Genomic DNA, 17,559 nt, shown 5'->3' with positions numbered 1-17,559 from the left:
AGATGCGCGGATCCGACGCAGCCGCGTCGAGGAGTGTCGTGAAATCGGATCCGGCCATGTATGGAGTGTGCCTCAGATGACGAGCATCAGATGTGCTCCAGCGCCTCGGCCAGACGCTCGACGCCGATGACCTCCATGCCCTTGAAACTGCCGGTCTTCGGCGCATTCGCCTTGGCGACGATCGCGCGCTTGAACCCATGCGTCGCCGCCTCGCGCAGGCGCTCTTCGCCATTGGGCACGGGGCGGATCTCGCCACTCAATCCGACCTCGCCGAACGCGATCGTCTTGTCCGGCAGTGGCGCATCGCGCAGCGACGACAGCACCGACAGCAGCACCGGCAGATCGGCCGCGGTTTCCTGCACGCGGATGCCGCCGACCACGTTGACGAACACGTCCTGGTCGCCGGTCATGATGCCGCCGTGGCGGTGCAGCACCGCCAGCAGCATCGCCAACCGGTTGCCTTCCATGCCCACCGCGACGCGGCGCGGATTCGACAGCGGCGATGCGTCCACGAGCGCCTGCACTTCGACCAGCAACGGCCGCGTGCCTTCGCGCGTGACCATCACGCAGCTGCCGGGCTGCGGCGTGCTGCCGCCGGATAGAAAAATCGCAGACGGGTTGGGCACTTCCTTGAGCCCCTTGTCGCCCATCGCGAACACGCCGAGTTCGTTGACCGCGCCGAAGCGGTTCTTGAACGCGCGCATGACCCGGAAGCGGCTGCCGCTGTCGCCTTCGAAATACAGCACCGCATCGACCATGTGCTCGAGCACGCGCGGACCGGCGATGCCGCCTTCCTTGGTCACGTGGCCAACGAGGAACACGGCCGTGCCGGTTTCCTTGGCGTAGCGCACCAGACGCGCGGCGGATTCGCGGACCTGGCTCACCGAGCCCGGGGCGGCGGTCAGCGACTCGGTCCACAGCGTCTGGATCGAGTCGGCGATGATCAGCTTCGGGCGCAGTTCGGACGCGTGCTGCAGGATGCGTTCAATGCCGGTCTCGGCCAGCGCGTGCAGACCATCGAGCGACAGCCCGAGCCGTACCGCGCGACCCGCGACCTGGGCCAGCGATTCCTCGCCGGTGACGTACAGGCCCGGCAGTGTGCCGGCCATCTGCGCCAGCGCCTGCAGCAGCAGCGTCGACTTGCCGATGCCCGGATCACCACCGACCAGCACGACCGCACCTTCGACCAGACCACCACCGAGCACGCGATCGAATTCGCCGATGCCGGTCGACACGCGCACGTCTTCGCCCTGCTGCACGTCCTTGAGCGCCATGACCCTGGGCGCATCGATCTTTCCGGCCCAGCCGCTGCGACGCGACGCCGGCGAACTCGCCGCGGCCGCGCTTTCGAGCACGATTTCGGAGATCGAATCCCAGGCGCCGCAGGCGCTGCACTGGCCCTGCCACTTGTTGAAATCGGCGCCGCACTCGTTGCAGACGAAGGCGGTACGGGCTTTGGCAGCAGGTTTGGCCACGGGAATGCGCGATCGGTGGAAGAGACGCGGCAGCATAGCGGAGGCCCGTCGCACCATCGGAGACCGTCGCGATGGCGACGCGTACGGCATTGCACGGCATGACGGGATCGCCGACACCTTCCGGACCGGTTGCCCGACACGCTTCGACACATGCCCGTGACGTGCCGCCGGCCTGCGCCACTACAATCGAGCCGCATCGTTGCCGAACCGGTGGCCCACTCCGTGCCGTACTACGACGACATCGCCGATCGGTCGCGCACGCCGGCTCTGCATTTCGTGACCCGCATCCATCGCATGCGCATGCTGGGCACGGTGTTGTGCGCGCTTCCGATCGCCTCGGTGCTGCTGGAACGCGACGCGCCGGCGTGGGTCTGGGGGCTGCTCGCGCTCAACGCACTCGGCTGGCCGCATCTCGCGTGGTGGCTGGCGCGTCGCGCGCGCGATCCGGCCGCCGTCGAATACCGCAGCCTCATCGTCGACGCCATCGCGGGCGGTGCGTGGATCGCCGCGATCGCGTTCAACCTGCTGCCGAGCGCGGTGATGATCAGCGTGCTGGTCGCCGACCGCTATGCCGCCGGCGGCTGGCGACTGCTCAGACGCGCATTGCCCGCCTTCGTGATCGGCCTGGCGCTGGTGTGGCTGGCGAGCGGCCGTCCATTTGCACCCGACACCTCGCTGCGCACGGCGCTCGCCTGCCTGCCGCTGCTGTTCGGCTACCAGATGGCACTGAGCGTGGTGACCTACCGGCTAGGGCGCACCAATGCCCGCCAGAACCGTCAGCTGGCGCGGGCCAGCCTGACCGACTCGGCCAGCGAACTGCCCAACCGCCGCCATTTCGACGAGCGCGCCGCCCATGCCTTCCTGATGTTCCAGCGCAGCAGCCGCCCGGCTGTTCTCCTGCTGGTGGATCTGGACCGGTTCAAGGACATCAACGACCGCTACGGCCACGGCATGGGCGATGTCGTCATCCGGCAGGTCGCAGCCGTGCTGCGCGATGCGGCGCGCGCCGACGACATTCCCGCGCGCTTCGGCGGCGACGAGTTCGCGCTCCTGCTGACCGCGGCGGATCGCGCGCGCGGCCTCGCGGTCGCCGAACACGTACGCGCGGCGGTCACCGCCCTGCGCTTCGAGGCCGAACCCGGCCTGACCTGCACGATCAGCATCGGCCTGGCCGAAACCCGCGCAACGCACACCGCGCTGTCGGAATGGATTCGCGATGCGGACGCCGCCCTGTACCGCGCCAAAGCCGGCGGACGGGACCGGATCGAGCCGGCCTGAGTCCGCGCGCACGAAAAAGGCGACCCGGAGGTCGCCTGTTTCGTAGAACTGGTGCCGGAAATAGGAATCGAACCTACGACCTACGCATTACGAATGCGCCGCTCTACCAACTGAGCTATTCCGGCTTGGGACGCGAATTCTAGGGAGCGCGCGGCGTGCGGTCAATCGACCAGTTGCAGCCGCAGTTCCTTGGGCAGGGCGAAGACCATGTTTTCCGGCTCGCCGGACAGCTCGCGGATGCCGCCCGCCCCCAGCTCAAGCAGCCGGTCCAGCACGCCCTGCACCAGCACGTCGGGGGCCGAGGCGCCGGCGGTGACGCCGATGTGCTGCCGGCCTTCGACCCAGCGCGGGTCGATTTCCTGCGCGCCGTCGATCAGATAGGCCTCCACGCCGTCGCGCTCGGCAAGCTCGCGCAGGCGATTGGAGTTGGAGCTGTTGGGCGAACCGACCACCAGCACCAGGTCGCATTCGCGCGCGAGATCGCGCACCGCGTCCTGGCGGTTCTGTGTGGCATAGCAGATGTCGTCGTTCTTCGGCCCCTGCAGCACCGGGAATTTCGCGCGCAGCGCCGCGATGACGCCGCGGGTGTCGTCGACCGACAGCGTGGTCTGCGTGGTGTAGGCGAGGTTCTCCGGCTGGTTGACCACCAGCGCGGCGACGTCGGCTTCGTCCTCGACGAGATAGATCGAGCCGCTGCCCATTTCGGCGCGCCACTGGCCCATCGTGCCTTCGACTTCCGGATGGCCCTCATGACCGATCAGCACCACGTCGCGGCCGGCGCGGCAATGGCGCGCGACCTCGAAATGCACCTTGGTCACCAGCGGACAGGTCGCGTCGAACACCTTGAGGCCGCGACGCGCGGCTTCCTCGCGGACGGCCTGCGACACGCCATGGGCGCTGAAGATCACGGTGACACCGTCGGGCACCTCGTCGAGTTCCTCGACGAAGATCGCGCCGCGACGCTTCAGGTCTTCGACCACGAAACGGTTGTGCACCACTTCGTGGCGCACGTAGATCGGCGCACCGAGCGTCTCGATCGCACGCTTGACGATCTCGATCGCACGGTCGACGCCGGCGCAGAATCCGCGGGGATTGGCGAGCACGATATCCATGGCGCGCAGTTTACCCGGATGGCCGGCAACGCCGGTGGAACGCTGCGCGGCGCGTGCCGGGACGCGAGGCGGCCTTTCCGGTTCGCCGCCGGCAGGACTGTATGGCCACTGCACGGGCGCCGGGGCCGCGGTTCAGGCCATCCGAGCCCGCCGAGCCGATGTCCACGATGAACAGGCCCAGGACGAACGCCGACGAGATCGAGGGCAAGACGGCCACGCGGCATCGTCAACGCATGCGCTGCTCGCCGCTCGCCACTGAGGCCAAGCAGCCCGTGCCAACATTCAGCCGCACGATCAACCGGCCTCGATTCGGCCTATTTCTTCGCCGCGTCCTTGCCACCGATGAAACCGAACAGCGCGATGCCGATCGCGCCGCCGACAATCGCCGCGTCCGCCAGGTTGAAGGCCGGCCAGTAATGGTCCTGCCAGTGCCACTGGATGAAGTCGACCACGTGGCCGTGGATCTGCCGGTCGATCACATTGCCGATCGCACCGCCGATAACCAGCGCGAACGGCAGCGCCGTCCGCCAGTCGCTGCGCGGCGTGCGCGACAGCCAGAACGCCAGCACGCCGGAAATCACGATCGCCAGGATGGTGAAGAACCACTTCTGCCAGCCGCCCGCATCGGCGAGGAAGCTGAAGGCCGCGCCGGTGTTGTAGGTGCGGTACCAGTTCCAGAACCCCTCGATGACGGGGATGGCGGTGTACTCGGGCAGCGAGGTCAGCACCCACCACTTGGTCAGCTGGTCGAGCGCGATGACGACGATCGACAGCACCAGCCACGGCAGTGCATTCGGTTTGACCGTGGCCATCAGAACCACCTCCGGGTCTCGCCGCCGCCACCGCGGCCGTCGCTCTGGATGTTGGTGACGCAGCGGCCACACAGCTCCGGATGCTCGGCCGTCGCGCCGACGTCGTCGCGGCGCTGCCAGCAGCGCACGCACTTGGCCTTGCTGGTCACCTGGGCCGCGATGCCGATGCCGGTTGCCCCGGCGTCCTCGACCAGTTGCACGTCGCCGCTGATCAGCAGGAAGCGCAGCTCGTCGACGACCGGCGACAGCCAGTTCGCGTCCGAGACGCTGCAACGCAGTTCGATTTCCGCATCCAGCGCCGCGCCGATCTCGCCACTGGCGCGCATCGGTTCAAGCACCTTGGCTACGCGCTCTCGCAGCTCCAGTACGCGGTCGAAATCCTGCGGCGACCACGGCGCCTCGCCGTCCAGCGGCGTCAGGCCCGGATACCACGTGGCGAACTGCACATTGGCCTCGCGCACACCCTGCGCGGGCGCAGGCAGATAGGCCCACAGCTCGTCGGCGGTGAAGCTGAGAATCGGCGCGATCCAGCGCGCGAAGGCTTCGAGCACGTGATACATCGCCGTCTGCGCGCTGCGCCGGCCGGCCGAGTGCTCCGGCATCGTGTAGAGCCGGTCCTTGGTGACGTCGAGATACAGCGAGCCGAGATCGACGCTGCAGAAGTTCGACAGCGCCTGCACGATCTCGGCGAAGTCGTAACGCGCGTAGGCCTCGGCGATCTTCTGCTGCAGGCCGTGGGCGCGATGCACGATCCAGCGGTCCAGCGCGACCATGTCGGTCGGCGCCAGCAGATGCTGCGCGGGCTCGAAACCGGCGAGATTGCCGAGCAGGAAGCGCGCGGTATTGCGGATGCGGCGGTAGGCGTCGGCATTGCGCTTGAGGATTTCCTGCGACAGCGACATCTCGTTGCTGTAGTCGGCCGAGGCGATCCACAGGCGCAGGATGTCGGCGCCCAGCGTCTTCATGATGTCCTGCGGCTCGATGCCGTTGCCGAGCGACTTCGACATCTTGCGGCCGTGCTCGTCGACGGTGAAACCGTGCGTCAGGCACTGGCGGTACGGCGCGGCCTTGTCGATCGCGACACCGGTCAGCAGCGAGGACTGGAACCAGCCGCGATGCTGGTCCGAGCCTTCGAGGTACAGATCGGCCGGCTTGCCGAGACCACGCTCGAGCAGCACGCCTTCGTGGGTGATGCCGGAATCGAACCAGACGTCGAGGATGTCGGTGATCCGGTCGTAGTCCGCCGCTTCGTCGCCCAGCAGCTCGCTGGCATCCAGCGTGTACCAGACATCGACGCCGTGCTGCTCGACGCGCTCGGCGACGTCGCGCATCAGCTCGGTGCTGCGCGGATGCGGCTCGCCGGTCTCGCGATGCACGAACAGCGCGATCGGCACGCCCCAGGTGCGCTGGCGCGAGATCGTCCAGTCCGGACGTCCTTCGACCATGCCGGCGATGCGCGCCTGGCCCCACTCGGGATACCAGGTCACGTTCCTGATCGCGGCCAGCGCGTCGTTGCGCAGGTTGGCCTGCGACATCGAGATGAACCACTGCGGCGTCGCGCGGAACGCGATCGGCGTCTTGTGGCGCCAGCAATGCGGATAGCTGTGCTCGAGCTTCGCGAGCGCGAGCAGCGTGCCGCCCGCGCGCAGTACTTCGACGATGACGTCGTTGGCCTTCCAGATGTGCAGACCGGCGAGCACGGTCTCGCCCGCGGGCGGCGTCGACGGCAGATAGACGCCGCGACCGTCGACCGGATTGATCTGCGCGGCGGAATAGCGGTCGAGCAGGCCATAGGCCTTGCCGACCACGTAGTCCTCCTGACCGTGGCCGGGCGCGGTGTGCACGGCGCCGGTGCCGTCCTCGTCGGAGACGTGGTCGCCGAGGATCACCGGAATGTCGCGCTCGGCATAGAACGGATGCGCGAGCACCAGGTGCTCGAGCGAGCTGCCGGCGACGCGTCCATGCACGACGGGGTCGCCGTCGATGCCGTAACGCTGCAGCGCACGTTGGGCCAGCGCGTCGGCCAGCACGAGCCAGCGACGCCCGCCCTCGCGCGCCGGCCCTTCGACCAGCACGTATTCGAGATCCGCGCCCAGCGACACCGCCAGCGATGCCGGCAGCGTCCACGGGGTGGTGGTCCAGATCGGCAGTGCGATCTCGACGTCTGACGGCAACGTGGCGCCGAAGGCATGCGCGAAGGCCGCGCTGTCGCGCGCGGCGTAGGCGACGTCGATGGCCGGCGACACCTTGTCGGCATATTCGATCTCGGCTTCGGCCAGCGCCGAGCCGCAGTCGAAACACCAGTGCACCGGCTTCACGCCGCGGGTCAGGTGCCCGTTGTCGACGACCTTGGCCAGTGCGCGGATCTCGTTCGCCTCGAAGCGGAAATCGAGCGTCTTGTACGGGTTGTCCCAGTCGCCCAGCACGCCCAGGCGCTTGAAGTCGCGACGCTGGATGTCGATCTGCTCGTTGGCGTACTCGCGGCACTTCTGCCGGAACTCGACCGCATCGAGCTTGACGCCGACCTTGCCCCACTTCTTCTCGATTGCGATCTCGATCGGCAGGCCGTGGCAATCCCAGCCCGGAATATAGGGCGCATCGAAACCCGCCATGCCCTTGGACTTGACGATGATGTCCTTGAGGATCTTGTTGACCGCGTGGCCGAGATGGATCGAGCCGTTCGCATACGGCGGACCGTCATGCAGCACGAACTGCGGACGCCCCTTCGCATGCGCGCGCAGCTGCGCGTACAGGCCGTCTTCCTCCCAGCGTGCGAGCGTCGTCGGCTCGCGCTTGGGCAGATCGCCGCGCATCGGGAACTCGGTCGCCGGCAGATGGATCGTCGACTTGTAGGGGTTGGAGTTGCTGGCCTCTGCGCTCACGCGTAGTCCTGTCGTTGCGGTTCGTGTCGTGGAGTGTCGTCGGCCGTGCCGGCAGCGGCCAGCACGCGTCGGGCCTGTTCGGCGTCGCGGTCCATCTGGACGACCAGGCTGGGCAGGTCGTCGAATCTTTCCTCGTCGCGCAACCGTGCGACGAACTCGACCTCGATGCGGCGCCCGTAGAGGTCGCCCTCGAAATCGAACAGGTGTGCTTCGAGCAGCGGCTCGACACCGCCGACGGTCGGCCGCGTGCCGAAGCTGGACACCGACGGCCAGGGCGCATCGCCTACGCCGTGCACGCGCGTGGCGTAGATGCCGCGCAGCGCCGGCACCTTGCCGCCGAAGCGCAGATTCGCGGTGGGGTAACCCAGCGTGCGGCCCAGCTGCTTGCCGCGCACCACGCGCCCGGACACCGCATAGGGCCGTCCGAGCAGACGCGCGGCGTGGTCGAAATCACCGGCGACCAGTGCAGTGCGGATATGGGTGCTCGACACGCGCTCGCCGTCGATCACCAGCGGTTCGATCTCGCCGGCGGCGAATCCCGCCTCGCGACCCAGCGCCTGCAGCGTCGCCAGATCGCCGGCGCGCTTGTGGCCGAAGCGGAAACCCGGGCCCACCCAGACTTCGCGTGCGCGCAGGCGCTGCACCAGTACGGCGTCGACGAAGGCCTCGGGCGACATCGCGGCCATGCGCGCATCGAAGCGCAGCAGACCCACCACGTCGGCACCCAGCGCACGCAGGCCTTCGACCTTCGCGCGCACCGGCCCGAGACGCGGCGGCGGCGACGCGGCGGCGAAGAACTCGCGGGGCAGCGGCTCGAAACTCAGGGCGGCGGCTTCGACGCCCAGCGCCTGCGCCCGCTCCACCGCGTGGCGCACCAGCGCCTGGTGCCCGAGGTGCAGCCCATCGAACGCGCCGATGCAGACCACGCTGCCGTCGGCACAGAGGGGCCCGCCGGCGATGTCGCGGAACAGCCTGCTCATGTGGGTCCGTTGCGGCGGGCGCACCAGTGCACGCCCGCGGAAAAAAGTGACCGGCAAGTATAGCCGCGACCCGGCCTGGGCCGGGTTCAGCCGCCTCGCGCTCGAGCGCCGGTCAGTGGCGCAGGTGCCGCGGCCGTAACCCCAGCGCGATCATCGCGACGCCGTAAGCCGCGGCGCCGGCGCCGATCGTCAGCGCCAGCCAGCCCACGCGGTGCCAGACGCCGGTGATCTCGGTCCAGTCGCCCACCCAGACGCGCAGGACCAGAACCACCGCCGCCATCGCCACACAGGCGCCCAGCAGGCGCACGAGGTAGGCACCCCAGCCCGGCTCCGGCGCGAAGATGCCGCGCTGGCGCAGGTAGCGCCACAGCAGCGCCGCGTTGACCAAGCCTGCCAGCGCGGTCGCCAGCGCGATGCCGCCATGTGCGCCCGGAATGTCGTACAGCCACAGCGGCGTGGTCAACACGATCGTCAGCACCACGTTCGCCGCGACCGTCCAGATCGCCGCGCGCATCGGCGTCTTCGTGTCCTGGCGCGCGAAAAAGGCCGGCGCCAGCACCTTGCTCAGCATGAAGGCCGGGACGCCGAGGCTCATCGCAGTGAGGCTGATCGCCGCCATGCGCGTGTCGCGCGCGCCGAATTCGCCGTAGTTGAAGACCGTCGCGGTGATCGGCTCGGCCAGCAGCAGCAGGCCGAGGCCCGCCGGCACGCCCGCCAGCAGCGCCATGCGCAAGGCCCAGTCCAGCGAATGGCTGTAGCCCTGTGCGTCTTCGGCGGCATGGCGGCGCGACAGGTGCGGCAGGATCACCGTACCCAGCGCCACGCCGAACAGACCGAGCGGAAACTCGATCAGCCGGTCGGAGTAGTACAGCCAGTCGACGCTGCCCGCCGCCAGCAGCGACGCGAACGCGGTGCCGACGATCAGGTTCACCTGCGCCACCGACGACGAGAACAGCGTCGGCAGCATCAGCTTGCCCACCTTGCGTACTTCCGGATGCCCGAACCCGGGACGGAAGCGCGGGCGCAGGCCCAGCCTGCCGAGCATCGGCCACAGCAGTGCGAGCTGCAGGAATCCTGCGATCAGCACGCCCCAGGCCAGCCCTTCCGGCGGCAGCTCGAAGCGCGGCGCCAGCCACAGCATCGCGGCGATCATCGTCAGGTTGTGCAGCACCGGGGTGAACGCCGGCAGCGCGAACCGGCCATGGCTGTTGAGGATCGACGCCGACAGCGACATCAGCGAGATGAAGAGCAGGTACGGGAAGGTGATCCGCAGCATCTGCGCGGTCTGCGCAAGCAATTCGGGCTGATCGACCCAGCCCGGTGCGAACACGCGCGCGATCAGCGGCGCCAGCAGCATGCCCAGTGCGCAGACCACCAGCACCACCGCGCACAGTGCGCCGGCCATGTGATCGATGAAGGATTTCAGCGCCGCGCGGTCTTCGCGCTGCTTGATCTCGTTGAGCACCGGCACGAAGGCCATCGCCATCGAGCCTTCGGCGAACACACGGCGCAGGAAATTCGGGATGCGATAGGCGACAATGAAGGCGCTCATCGCCCCACCGGTCCCGAACAGCGTCGCCTGCAGCATGTCGCGGGCAAAGCCGGCGATCCGCGAGATCAGGGTCATCGCGCTGAACACCGCGCTCGAACGCAGCAGTCCGCCGCGCCGGTTCGGCGTCGGACTGGCGGCCGCCGGATCGGGCGCCGTCACCGGATGGTCCCGTTCATGCCGGGCATGTTGACGCAAGTGACTGAAACACCCATAATTTCCTGCTCAAATTTCCATTCGTCCGGCGACGCCGGATTTTCACACGTCCAGCTTCCAGGAATCCATCGTGGCAAACATCAAGTCCGCCAAGAAGCGCGCCAAGCAGACCGTTGTGCGCAACGCGCGCAACTCCGCCCAGCGCTCGCAGCTCCGCACCGCCGTCAAGAAGGTGCTCAAGGCACTCGACGCCAACGACGCGACCGGCGCACAGGAGGCGTTCAACGTCGCCCAGCCGATCCTCGACCGTTTCAGCTCGCGTGGTCTGATCCACAAGAACAAGGCTGCTCGCCACAAGAGCCGCCTGACCGCGCGCATCAAGGCACTCAAGGCCGCTGCCTGAGTCCTGCCGACCGCTTCGGCGGTCGACGATGCAAGAAGAACCCGGCCTCGGCCGGGTTTTTCCGTTTGCGTTCCGACTGCCCGGAAGCGAAGCAGACGTCGGGTCGGCGCAGCAGCCCGCAACCTGCTGCTGTGCGCACGACTGCAATGTAGCGGACGAAATCCGGGCGACGGCGCATCGGCCGAGGCGCTAGCGCTTCCGACAGCGCTGGCCGGCGACCGGCGCAATAAAAAACCCGGCAGATGGCCGGGTTTTTCGTGCGTGTCGAGCAGGCCGCGCAATGCGATCCGCCCGCCTTCGCGGGTCAGAGCGCGTCGGCCGCTTCGCGTTCGCTGCGATCCAGCTCGTCGAGAGCGGCCTGCACCTTCAGCATCACCTCGCGCGTGCCGTCGTGGGCCAGGCCCGAGACGAGGAACCACGGCCCGGTCCAGCCCAGCGTGGCGATGACGCGCGCCGCTTCCGCCTCGGCCTCTTCGGGCAGCAGCGTGTCCGCCTTGTTGACCAGCAGCCAGCGCGGCTTGTCGAGCAGGCCGGTATCGAACTTCTCCAGCTCGCGCTCGATCGCGCGCACCTGGTCGACCGGATCAGTGCCGTCGAGCGGCTGGATTTCCACAAGGTGCAGCAGCAGACGCGTGCGCTGGATGTGGCGCAGGAACAGTGCGCCGAGGCCGGCGCCATCGGCCGCGCCCTCGATCAGGCCGGGAATGTCGGCGATGACGAAACTGCGCGCCGGCTCCACGCTGACCACGCCCAGATTGGGATACAGCGTGGTGAACGGGTAATCGGCGACCTTCGGCGTGGCCGCCGAGACCGCACGGATCAGGGTGCTCTTGCCGGCGTTCGGAAAGCCCAGCAGGCCCACGTCGGCCAGCAGCTTGAGCTCGAGCCGGAGCGTGCGCTCCTCGCCCGGCTCGCCCGCCGTCGACTGGCGCGGCGAACGGTTGGTCGAACTCTTGAAATGCATGTTGCCCAGACCACCGCGGCCGCCACGCGCGACCAGCAGTCGCTGACCATGCTCGGTCAGATCACCGATCACCTCGTCGGTGGTGACGTTGTGCACGACCGTGCCCACGGGCACGACGATCGACAGCTGGTCGCCGCCCTTGCCGTACATCTGCCGTCCCATGCCGCCCTCACCGCGCTGGGCGCGGAACATCGTCTGGTGACGGAAGTCGACCAGCGTATTGAGGTTCTCGTTGGCTTCGATCCACACGCTGCCGCCGTCGCCACCGTCGCCGCCATCGGGGCCGCCGAGCGGAATGAACTTCTCGCGCCGGAATCCGACACAGCCATTGCCGCCGGTGCCGGCGGTCACGGTGATTTCAACTTCGTCGACGAGTTTCATAAGGCGTGATTCGTAAGTGGTGATTCGTGATTGGAAAACGCAAGCGCACTGCAGGAACAAGATCTATGTGGGGCGTCGCGCGCAAATCGCAAAGCAGGCACGCTTCGCCGAATCACGAATTACGAATCACCCACCCCGGCTCCACCAACGAAAAACCCCGCCGAAGCGGGGCTTTCGGAGATCACGCATCGCGGGAGGCTCAGGCCTCGGCGACGACGCTCACGGTGCGGCGGTTCTTCGGACCCTTGGTCGCGAATTCCACCTTGCCGTCGACCAGCGCGAACAGCGTGTGGTCACGACCCAGGCCGACGCCGGCGCCCGGATGGAACTGGGTGCCGCGCTGACGCACGATGATGTTGCCGGCTTCGATGTCCTGGCCACCGAAGATCTTGACGCCCAGGTACTTCGGGTTGGAGTCGCGGCCGTTGCGCGAGGAACCTACGCCCTTTTTGTGTGCCATGACTGCTGCTCCTTACTTCTTGCCACCGGCGATGCCGGTGATCTCGATTTCGGTGTAATGCTGACGGTGTCCCTGACGCTTCATGTGGTGCTTGCGGCGACGGAACTTGATGATGCGGATCTTGTCGGCGCGGCCGTGGCTCACGACCTTGGCCGTGACGCTGGCGCCCTTGAGGGCGTCGCCGAGCTTGATGCCATCGCTGTCGCCGAGCATCAGGATGTTGTCGAAGGTGATCTCGTTGCCGGCTTCGGCCTCGAGCTTCTCGACGCGGAGCGTTTCGCCCTGCGCCACGCGGTATTGCTTACCGCCGGTGACCAGTACTGCGTACATGTGGAGCCTCTCGTATCGGTGTTGATTCTGTAGTTATTCTTGTTTCTGACCGCCAACCAGGGCGGACAGGCGCGGAATTCTAATGGACTCAGCCACTTGCGGTCAACCTGCCCCCGCATCTGCCGCCGCACGCCGGTGAAGCGCTCCGCAGGTGGCTCATCGCCGCGCCCCGCCCCGCGTGTCGGCCGTGCACCTGCCTGAACGCCGCGCGGTCTCACAGGCTGCGACGCGGCGCCCGCACACTGGTCGTTGCCGGGTTTGCCCCCATCTACCCGCCTCGGTAGTCTGATCGACTGCCCGTCCCGCACACGCCCAGGCGTCGCGATCGGGTCTGGACCGCCCTCCCCCGCTCCCAACCGGATTCCAAGTCGATGGCGATGGACACCATCCGCATTCGCGGTGCCCGTACCCACAATCTCAAGAACATCGATCTCGATCTGCCGCGCGACAAGCTGATCGTGGTCACCGGCCTGTCGGGCTCGGGCAAGTCGTCGCTCGCGTTCGACACGATCTACGCCGAAGGCCAGCGCCGCTACGTCGAGTCGCTGTCGTCGTACGCGCGCCAGTTCCTCAGCGTGATGGAAAAGCCCGACATCGACCATATCGAAGGTCTGTCGCCGGCGATCTCGATCGAGCAGAAATCGACCTCGCACAACCCGCGTTCGACGGTCGGCACGATCACCGAGATCTACGACTACCTGCGCCTGCTCTATGCGCGCGTCGGCAGTCCGCGCTGCCCGGACCACGGCTACCCGCTGGAAGCCCAGACGGTCAGCCAGATGGTCGATCACGTGCTGACCCTCGATCCCGAACAGCGCTGGATGCTGCTGGCGCCGGTCGTGCGCGAGCGCAAGGGCGAACACGCCCAGGTGTTCGAGCAACTGCGCGCGCAGGGGTATGTGCGCGTGCGTGTCGACGGCGTGCTCTACGAGATCGACGGCCTGCCCACGCTCGCCCTGCGCCAGAAGCACACGATCGAGGCCGTGATCGACCGCTTCAAGGTCCGCGAGGACATGAAGCAGCGCCTGGCCGAATCCTTCGAGACCGCGCTCAAGCTCGGCGAAGGCATGGTGTCGGTGCAGGCGATCGACGATGCCTCCGTCGCGCCGCAGCTGTTCTCGTCCAAGTACAGCTGCCCGGTCTGCGATTACGCGCTGCCGGAACTCGAACCGCGCCTGTTCTCGTTCAATTCGCCGATCGGCGCCTGCCAGACCTGCGACGGCCTGGGCGTGAGCGAGTTCTTCGATCCCGACCGCGTCGTCGTACACCCCGAGCTGTCGCTGGCCGCGGGCGCGGTGCGCGGCTGGGACCGCCGCAACGCGTACTACTTCCAGCTGCTGCAGTCGCTGTCCAAGCACTACGGTTTCGACGTCGACACGCCGTGGCAGGAACTGTCGAAGGCGGCGCGCGATGCGGTGCTGTTCGGCAGCGGCACCGAGACCATCAGCTTCACCTACATCACCGATTCGGGCGCGCGCACCCAGCGCAAGCACCGCTTCGAAGGCATCGTGCCGAACCTCGAGCGTCGCTACCGCGAGACCGAGTCGTCCGCGGTGCGCGAGGAACTGTCGAAGTACATCAGCGAACGGCCGTGCCCGGATTGCGGCGGTGCGCGCCTCAACCGCTCCGCGCGCAACGTGTTCGTCGCCGACCGGCCGATGCAGTCGATCATCGTGCTGCCGATCGACGAGGCGCTGTCGTTCTTCAGCACGATGGAGCTGCCGGGCTGGCGCGGCGAGATCGCGGCCAAGATCGTCAAGGAAATCGGCGAACGTCTGAGCTTCCTTGTCGATGTCGGTCTCGACTACCTGACGCTGGAACGCAAGGCCGACACGCTGTCGGGCGGCGAAGCGCAGCGCATCCGCCTGGCGTCGCAGATCGGCGCCGGTCTGGTGGGCGTGATGTACGTGCTCGACGAGCCGTCGATCGGCCTGCACCAGCGCGACAACGAGCGTCTGCTGGGCACGCTGACGCGCCTGCGCGACCTCGGCAATACGGTCATCGTCGTCGAGCATGACGAGGACGCGATCCGCCTCGCCGACCACATCGTCGACATAGGCCCCGGCGCCGGCGTGCACGGCGGCGAAGTCGTCGCCCAGGGCTCGTACGAGGACGTACTCAATGCGCCGCGTTCGCTGACCGGCCAGTACCTCAGCGGCCGCAAGCGCATCGAGATTCCGACCAAGCGGCACAAGCCGAATCCGAAGATGCAGCTCAAGCTGCTCGGCGCTTCGGGCCACAACCTCAAGAACGTCGACCTGACGATCCACTCCGGCCTGTTCACCGCGATCACCGGCGTGTCCGGCTCGGGCAAGTCCACGCTGATCAACGACACCCTGCATTCGCTCGCCGCGAACGAGATCAACGGCGCCTCGCACAAGGCGGCGCCGTACCGCGAGATCGAAGGCCTCGACATGTTCGACAAGGTCGTCGACATCGACCAGTCGCCGATCGGCCGTACGCCGCGTTCGAACCCGGCGACCTACACCGGGCTGTTCACGCCGTTGCGCGAACTGTTCGCGCAGGTGCCGGAATCGCGTGCCCGTGGTTACGCGGCTGGACGCTTCAGCTTCAACGTGCGCGGCGGCCGTTGCGAGGCCTGCCAGGGCGACGGCCTGCTGAAGGTGGAGATGCACTTCCTGCCCGACGTCTACGTGCCCTGCGACGTGTGCCACGGCAAGCGCTACAACCGCGAAACGCTGGAGATCCTCTACAAGGGCCACAGCATCCACGACGTGCTGGAAATGACGGTCGAAGATGCCCTGGGCCTGTTCGAGAACCTGCCGCCGATCGCGCGCAAGCTCGAAACGCTGATCGACGTGGGCCTGAGCTACGTCAAGCTCGGCCAGAGCGCGACCACGCTGTCGGGCGGCGAGGCGCAGCGCGTCAAGCTGTCGAAGGAACTCTCGCGCCGAGACACCGGCCGCACCCTCTACATCCTCGACGAACCGACGACCGGCCTGCACTTCCACGACATCGAGCATCTGCTCGCCGTGCTGCACAAGCTGCGCGACGACGGCAATACGGTGGTGGTGATCGAGCACAACCTCGACGTCATCAAGACCGCGGACTGGGTGGTCGATCTCGGTCCGGAAGGCGGCCATCGCGGCGGCCAGATCATCGCCGAGGGCACGCCCGAGCAGGTCGCGGCGATGCCGCAGTCGCATACCGGCCAGTTCCTCGCGCGCCTGCTCGAGGCCAAGCTGCCGGAACCGGCAGCGCCGAAGCCGGAACGCAAGCTGGCGCGCAAGGCGACGACGCATCTGCCCAAGCCCTTGCCGCGCAAGGGGGCGTCCACGAAGGCCGCCGAAGCCGATGCGAAGGTACGCGCGGAACTGATGAAGGCCGGCTCGAAGCAGGCCGATCCGGAGGCGTCCGAAGCGGCGCAGCCGAGCACGAAGAAAACCGGCGCGAAGCAGGCGCCGAAGAAGAAGGGAGCCAAGGCATGAGCGCGTCGAACGTGATGATCCGGATGCCGATCGAGTTGCGCTGGCGCGATCTCGATGCGTTCAACCACGTCAACAATTCCAACTTCATGACCTACCTCGAAGAAGCGCGCATCCGCTGGTTCGACACCGTGGGCGAGCCCTGGGTCACCGACGAGATCGCGCCGTTGCTGGCCGCGGTGCAGATGAGCTACAAGGTGCCGATCCCGTATCCGTCGAAGATCGTCGTCGAACTGCTGGCCGAGCGTCTCGGCAACACCAGCGTGACGATCGGCCACCGCATCGTCTCCGACGACGGCGCCACACTGCACGCCGAAGGCCACGTGGTGATCGTATGGATCGACCGTGCAACCGGACGGCCGAAGGCGCTGCCCGAGCCCGTGCGCGCGAAGATGCTCGCCGCCGCGGGTTGAACCGCGGACGCGGCTTCGGCCGCGATGTCCGGTTGTTCCGGTACGCGCACAGGCGCGTATCCGGCAACGGCTAACATGCGGCTTCCATCCGAAGGAGCCGCGCGATGTCCCCGCTGATCGAAATCCAGGACCACGGCCCGATCCGCGAGCTGACGCTCGCGCGTCCGCCGGTGAACGCGCTCGACCCGACGTTGTGCCTCGCGTTGCGTGATGCGATCGACGCCGCGGCCGCGGATGGCATCGGCGGCGTGGTGCTGGCCGGTGGCCCGAAAGTATTCTCCGGTGGCCTCGACGTGCCGCATCTGCTGGCGCTGCCCGACAGCGCATCGTTGCGCGATGCCTGGGACGCGTTCTTCGCCGGCGCGCGTGCACTGGCCGGCGCACCGATGCCGGTCGTCGCCGCGCTTGCAGGTCACGCGCCGGCAGGCGGCTGCGTGCTGGCGCTGTGTTGCGACTACCGCGTCATGGCATCGGGCGCCTACCGCATCGGCCTCAACGAAACCCAGGTCGGACTGGTCGCGCCGGACGGCATCCAGCGGCTGATGCGGCGCACGATCGGTGCCCGTCAGGCGGAACGTCTGATCGTCGGCGGCCTGCTGGTCGATGCCGACGAGGCACTGCGTCTGGGGCTGGTGGACGAACTGGCCGGCATCGACGAAGTGTCGCTGCGCGCGCGCCTCTGGCTCGAATCCCTGCTCGCCCTGCCCCGCGCGCCGATGCTGGAAACCCGCGCGATTGCCCGGGCGGATCTGGTGGACGCGTTGTCGGAAGACAACATCGAACTGGATCGCCTCGTCGAGGCCTGGCATGCGCCGGATACGCAGGCGGGCCTGCGGGCGCTGGTGGCCAGACTGGGCCGCTGAGGTTCGGTCGGTCCATCCGCTGTACGCAGCATCAAGTGGCGCCAAGCTTGACCAG

Annotated in this window: 13 protein-coding genes, 1 tRNA gene and 1 pseudogene; 5 read left to right on the top strand and 10 right to left on the bottom strand. The window is 67.7% G+C overall.

Annotation, left to right across the window (positions count from 1 at the left end):
* Positions 1 to 86: 86 nt before the first annotated feature.
* Entirely contained in the window at positions 87 to 1,475 is a 1,389-nt protein-coding gene (gene radA / locus AC3A5K_RS00260) for a DNA repair protein RadA (protein WP_487615519.1), read from the bottom strand.
* 150 nt (positions 1,476 to 1,625) lie between these two features.
* Here radA and AC3A5K_RS00255 point away from each other — a divergent pair, with 150 nt between their 5' ends.
* Entirely contained in the window at positions 1,626 to 2,753 is a 1,128-nt protein-coding gene (locus AC3A5K_RS00255) for a sensor domain-containing diguanylate cyclase (RefSeq protein ID WP_487615518.1), read from the top strand.
* Between the two features lie 49 nt (positions 2,754 to 2,802).
* Here the strand turns inward: AC3A5K_RS00255 and AC3A5K_RS00250 are convergent.
* The 6 genes from AC3A5K_RS00250 to murJ all read right to left on the bottom strand — a co-directional run bounded on the left by AC3A5K_RS00250 (position 2,803) and on the right by murJ (position 10,196).
* A tRNA-Thr gene (locus tag AC3A5K_RS00250) sits at positions 2,803 to 2,878 on the bottom strand.
* A gap of 36 nt (positions 2,879 to 2,914) precedes the next feature.
* Positions 2,915 to 3,865 carry a 4-hydroxy-3-methylbut-2-enyl diphosphate reductase gene (gene ispH / locus AC3A5K_RS00245; RefSeq protein ID WP_487615517.1) on the bottom strand — a complete coding sequence of 317 codons (951 nt, stop codon included), beginning with the start codon at positions 3,863 to 3,865 and terminating at the stop codon, positions 2,915 to 2,917.
* Positions 3,866 to 4,179: 314 nt separating this feature from the next.
* A complete protein-coding gene (lspA, locus tag AC3A5K_RS00240) occupies positions 4,180 to 4,677 on the bottom strand; it encodes a signal peptidase II (protein ID WP_487615516.1) in 498 nt (165 codons plus the stop codon).
* Entirely contained in the window at positions 4,677 to 7,490 is a 2,814-nt protein-coding gene (gene ileS / locus AC3A5K_RS00235; protein WP_487616280.1) for an isoleucine--tRNA ligase, read from the bottom strand. Before ileS ends, lspA begins: the two co-directional genes overlap by 1 nt.
* A 65-nt stretch (positions 7,491 to 7,555) precedes the next feature.
* Entirely contained in the window at positions 7,556 to 8,539 is a 984-nt protein-coding gene (locus AC3A5K_RS00230) for a bifunctional riboflavin kinase/FAD synthetase (protein ID WP_487615515.1), read from the bottom strand.
* A 112-nt stretch (positions 8,540 to 8,651) separates the two neighbouring features.
* Positions 8,652 to 10,196 carry a murein biosynthesis integral membrane protein MurJ gene (murJ, locus tag AC3A5K_RS00225; protein ID WP_487616279.1) on the bottom strand — a complete coding sequence of 515 codons (1,545 nt, stop codon included), beginning with the start codon at positions 10,194 to 10,196 and terminating at the stop codon, positions 8,652 to 8,654.
* A 178-nt stretch (positions 10,197 to 10,374) separates the two neighbouring features.
* Between murJ and rpsT the strand changes: the two genes are divergently transcribed.
* Entirely contained in the window at positions 10,375 to 10,647 is a 273-nt protein-coding gene (rpsT, locus tag AC3A5K_RS00220) for a 30S ribosomal protein S20 (RefSeq protein ID WP_096208933.1), read from the top strand.
* Positions 10,648 to 10,951: 304 nt separating this feature from the next.
* Here rpsT and cgtA read toward each other — a convergent pair whose 3' ends face one another.
* From cgtA to rplU, 3 genes are all read right to left on the bottom strand, one after another.
* Positions 10,952 to 11,992, bottom strand: a complete 1,041-nt coding sequence (gene cgtA, locus AC3A5K_RS00215) for an Obg family GTPase CgtA (RefSeq protein WP_487615514.1) — start codon at positions 11,990 to 11,992, stop codon at positions 10,952 to 10,954.
* Between the two features lie 199 nt (positions 11,993 to 12,191).
* Positions 12,192 to 12,452 carry a 50S ribosomal protein L27 gene (rpmA, locus tag AC3A5K_RS00210; protein ID WP_487615513.1) on the bottom strand — a complete coding sequence of 87 codons (261 nt, stop codon included), beginning with the start codon at positions 12,450 to 12,452 and terminating at the stop codon, positions 12,192 to 12,194.
* Positions 12,453 to 12,464: 12 nt separating this feature from the next.
* Complete coding sequence (gene rplU / locus AC3A5K_RS00205) at positions 12,465 to 12,782, bottom strand: 50S ribosomal protein L21 (RefSeq protein ID WP_487615512.1); 318 nt, start codon at positions 12,780 to 12,782, stop codon at positions 12,465 to 12,467.
* A gap of 371 nt (positions 12,783 to 13,153) precedes the next feature.
* Here rplU and uvrA point away from each other — a divergent pair.
* From uvrA to AC3A5K_RS00190, 3 genes and pseudogenes are all read left to right on the top strand, one after another.
* Positions 13,154 to 16,051, top strand: a pseudogene (gene uvrA, locus AC3A5K_RS00200) (excinuclease ABC subunit UvrA); the annotation flags it as partial.
* 176 nt (positions 16,052 to 16,227) lie between these two features.
* Entirely contained in the window at positions 16,228 to 16,641 is a 414-nt protein-coding gene (locus tag AC3A5K_RS00195; protein ID WP_487615511.1) for an acyl-CoA thioesterase, read from the top strand.
* A 104-nt stretch (positions 16,642 to 16,745) separates the two neighbouring features.
* Positions 16,746 to 17,504, top strand: coding sequence for an enoyl-CoA hydratase/isomerase family protein (locus AC3A5K_RS00190; protein WP_487615510.1), 759 nt, complete (start codon positions 16,746 to 16,748; stop codon positions 17,502 to 17,504).
* The last annotated feature ends 55 nt before the right edge of the window (positions 17,505 to 17,559 follow it).

The sequence above is a fragment of the Luteimonas sp. Soil_C_5 genome, assembly GCF_057656615.1.
This window is presented reverse-complemented; position numbering and strand designations above follow the sequence as displayed.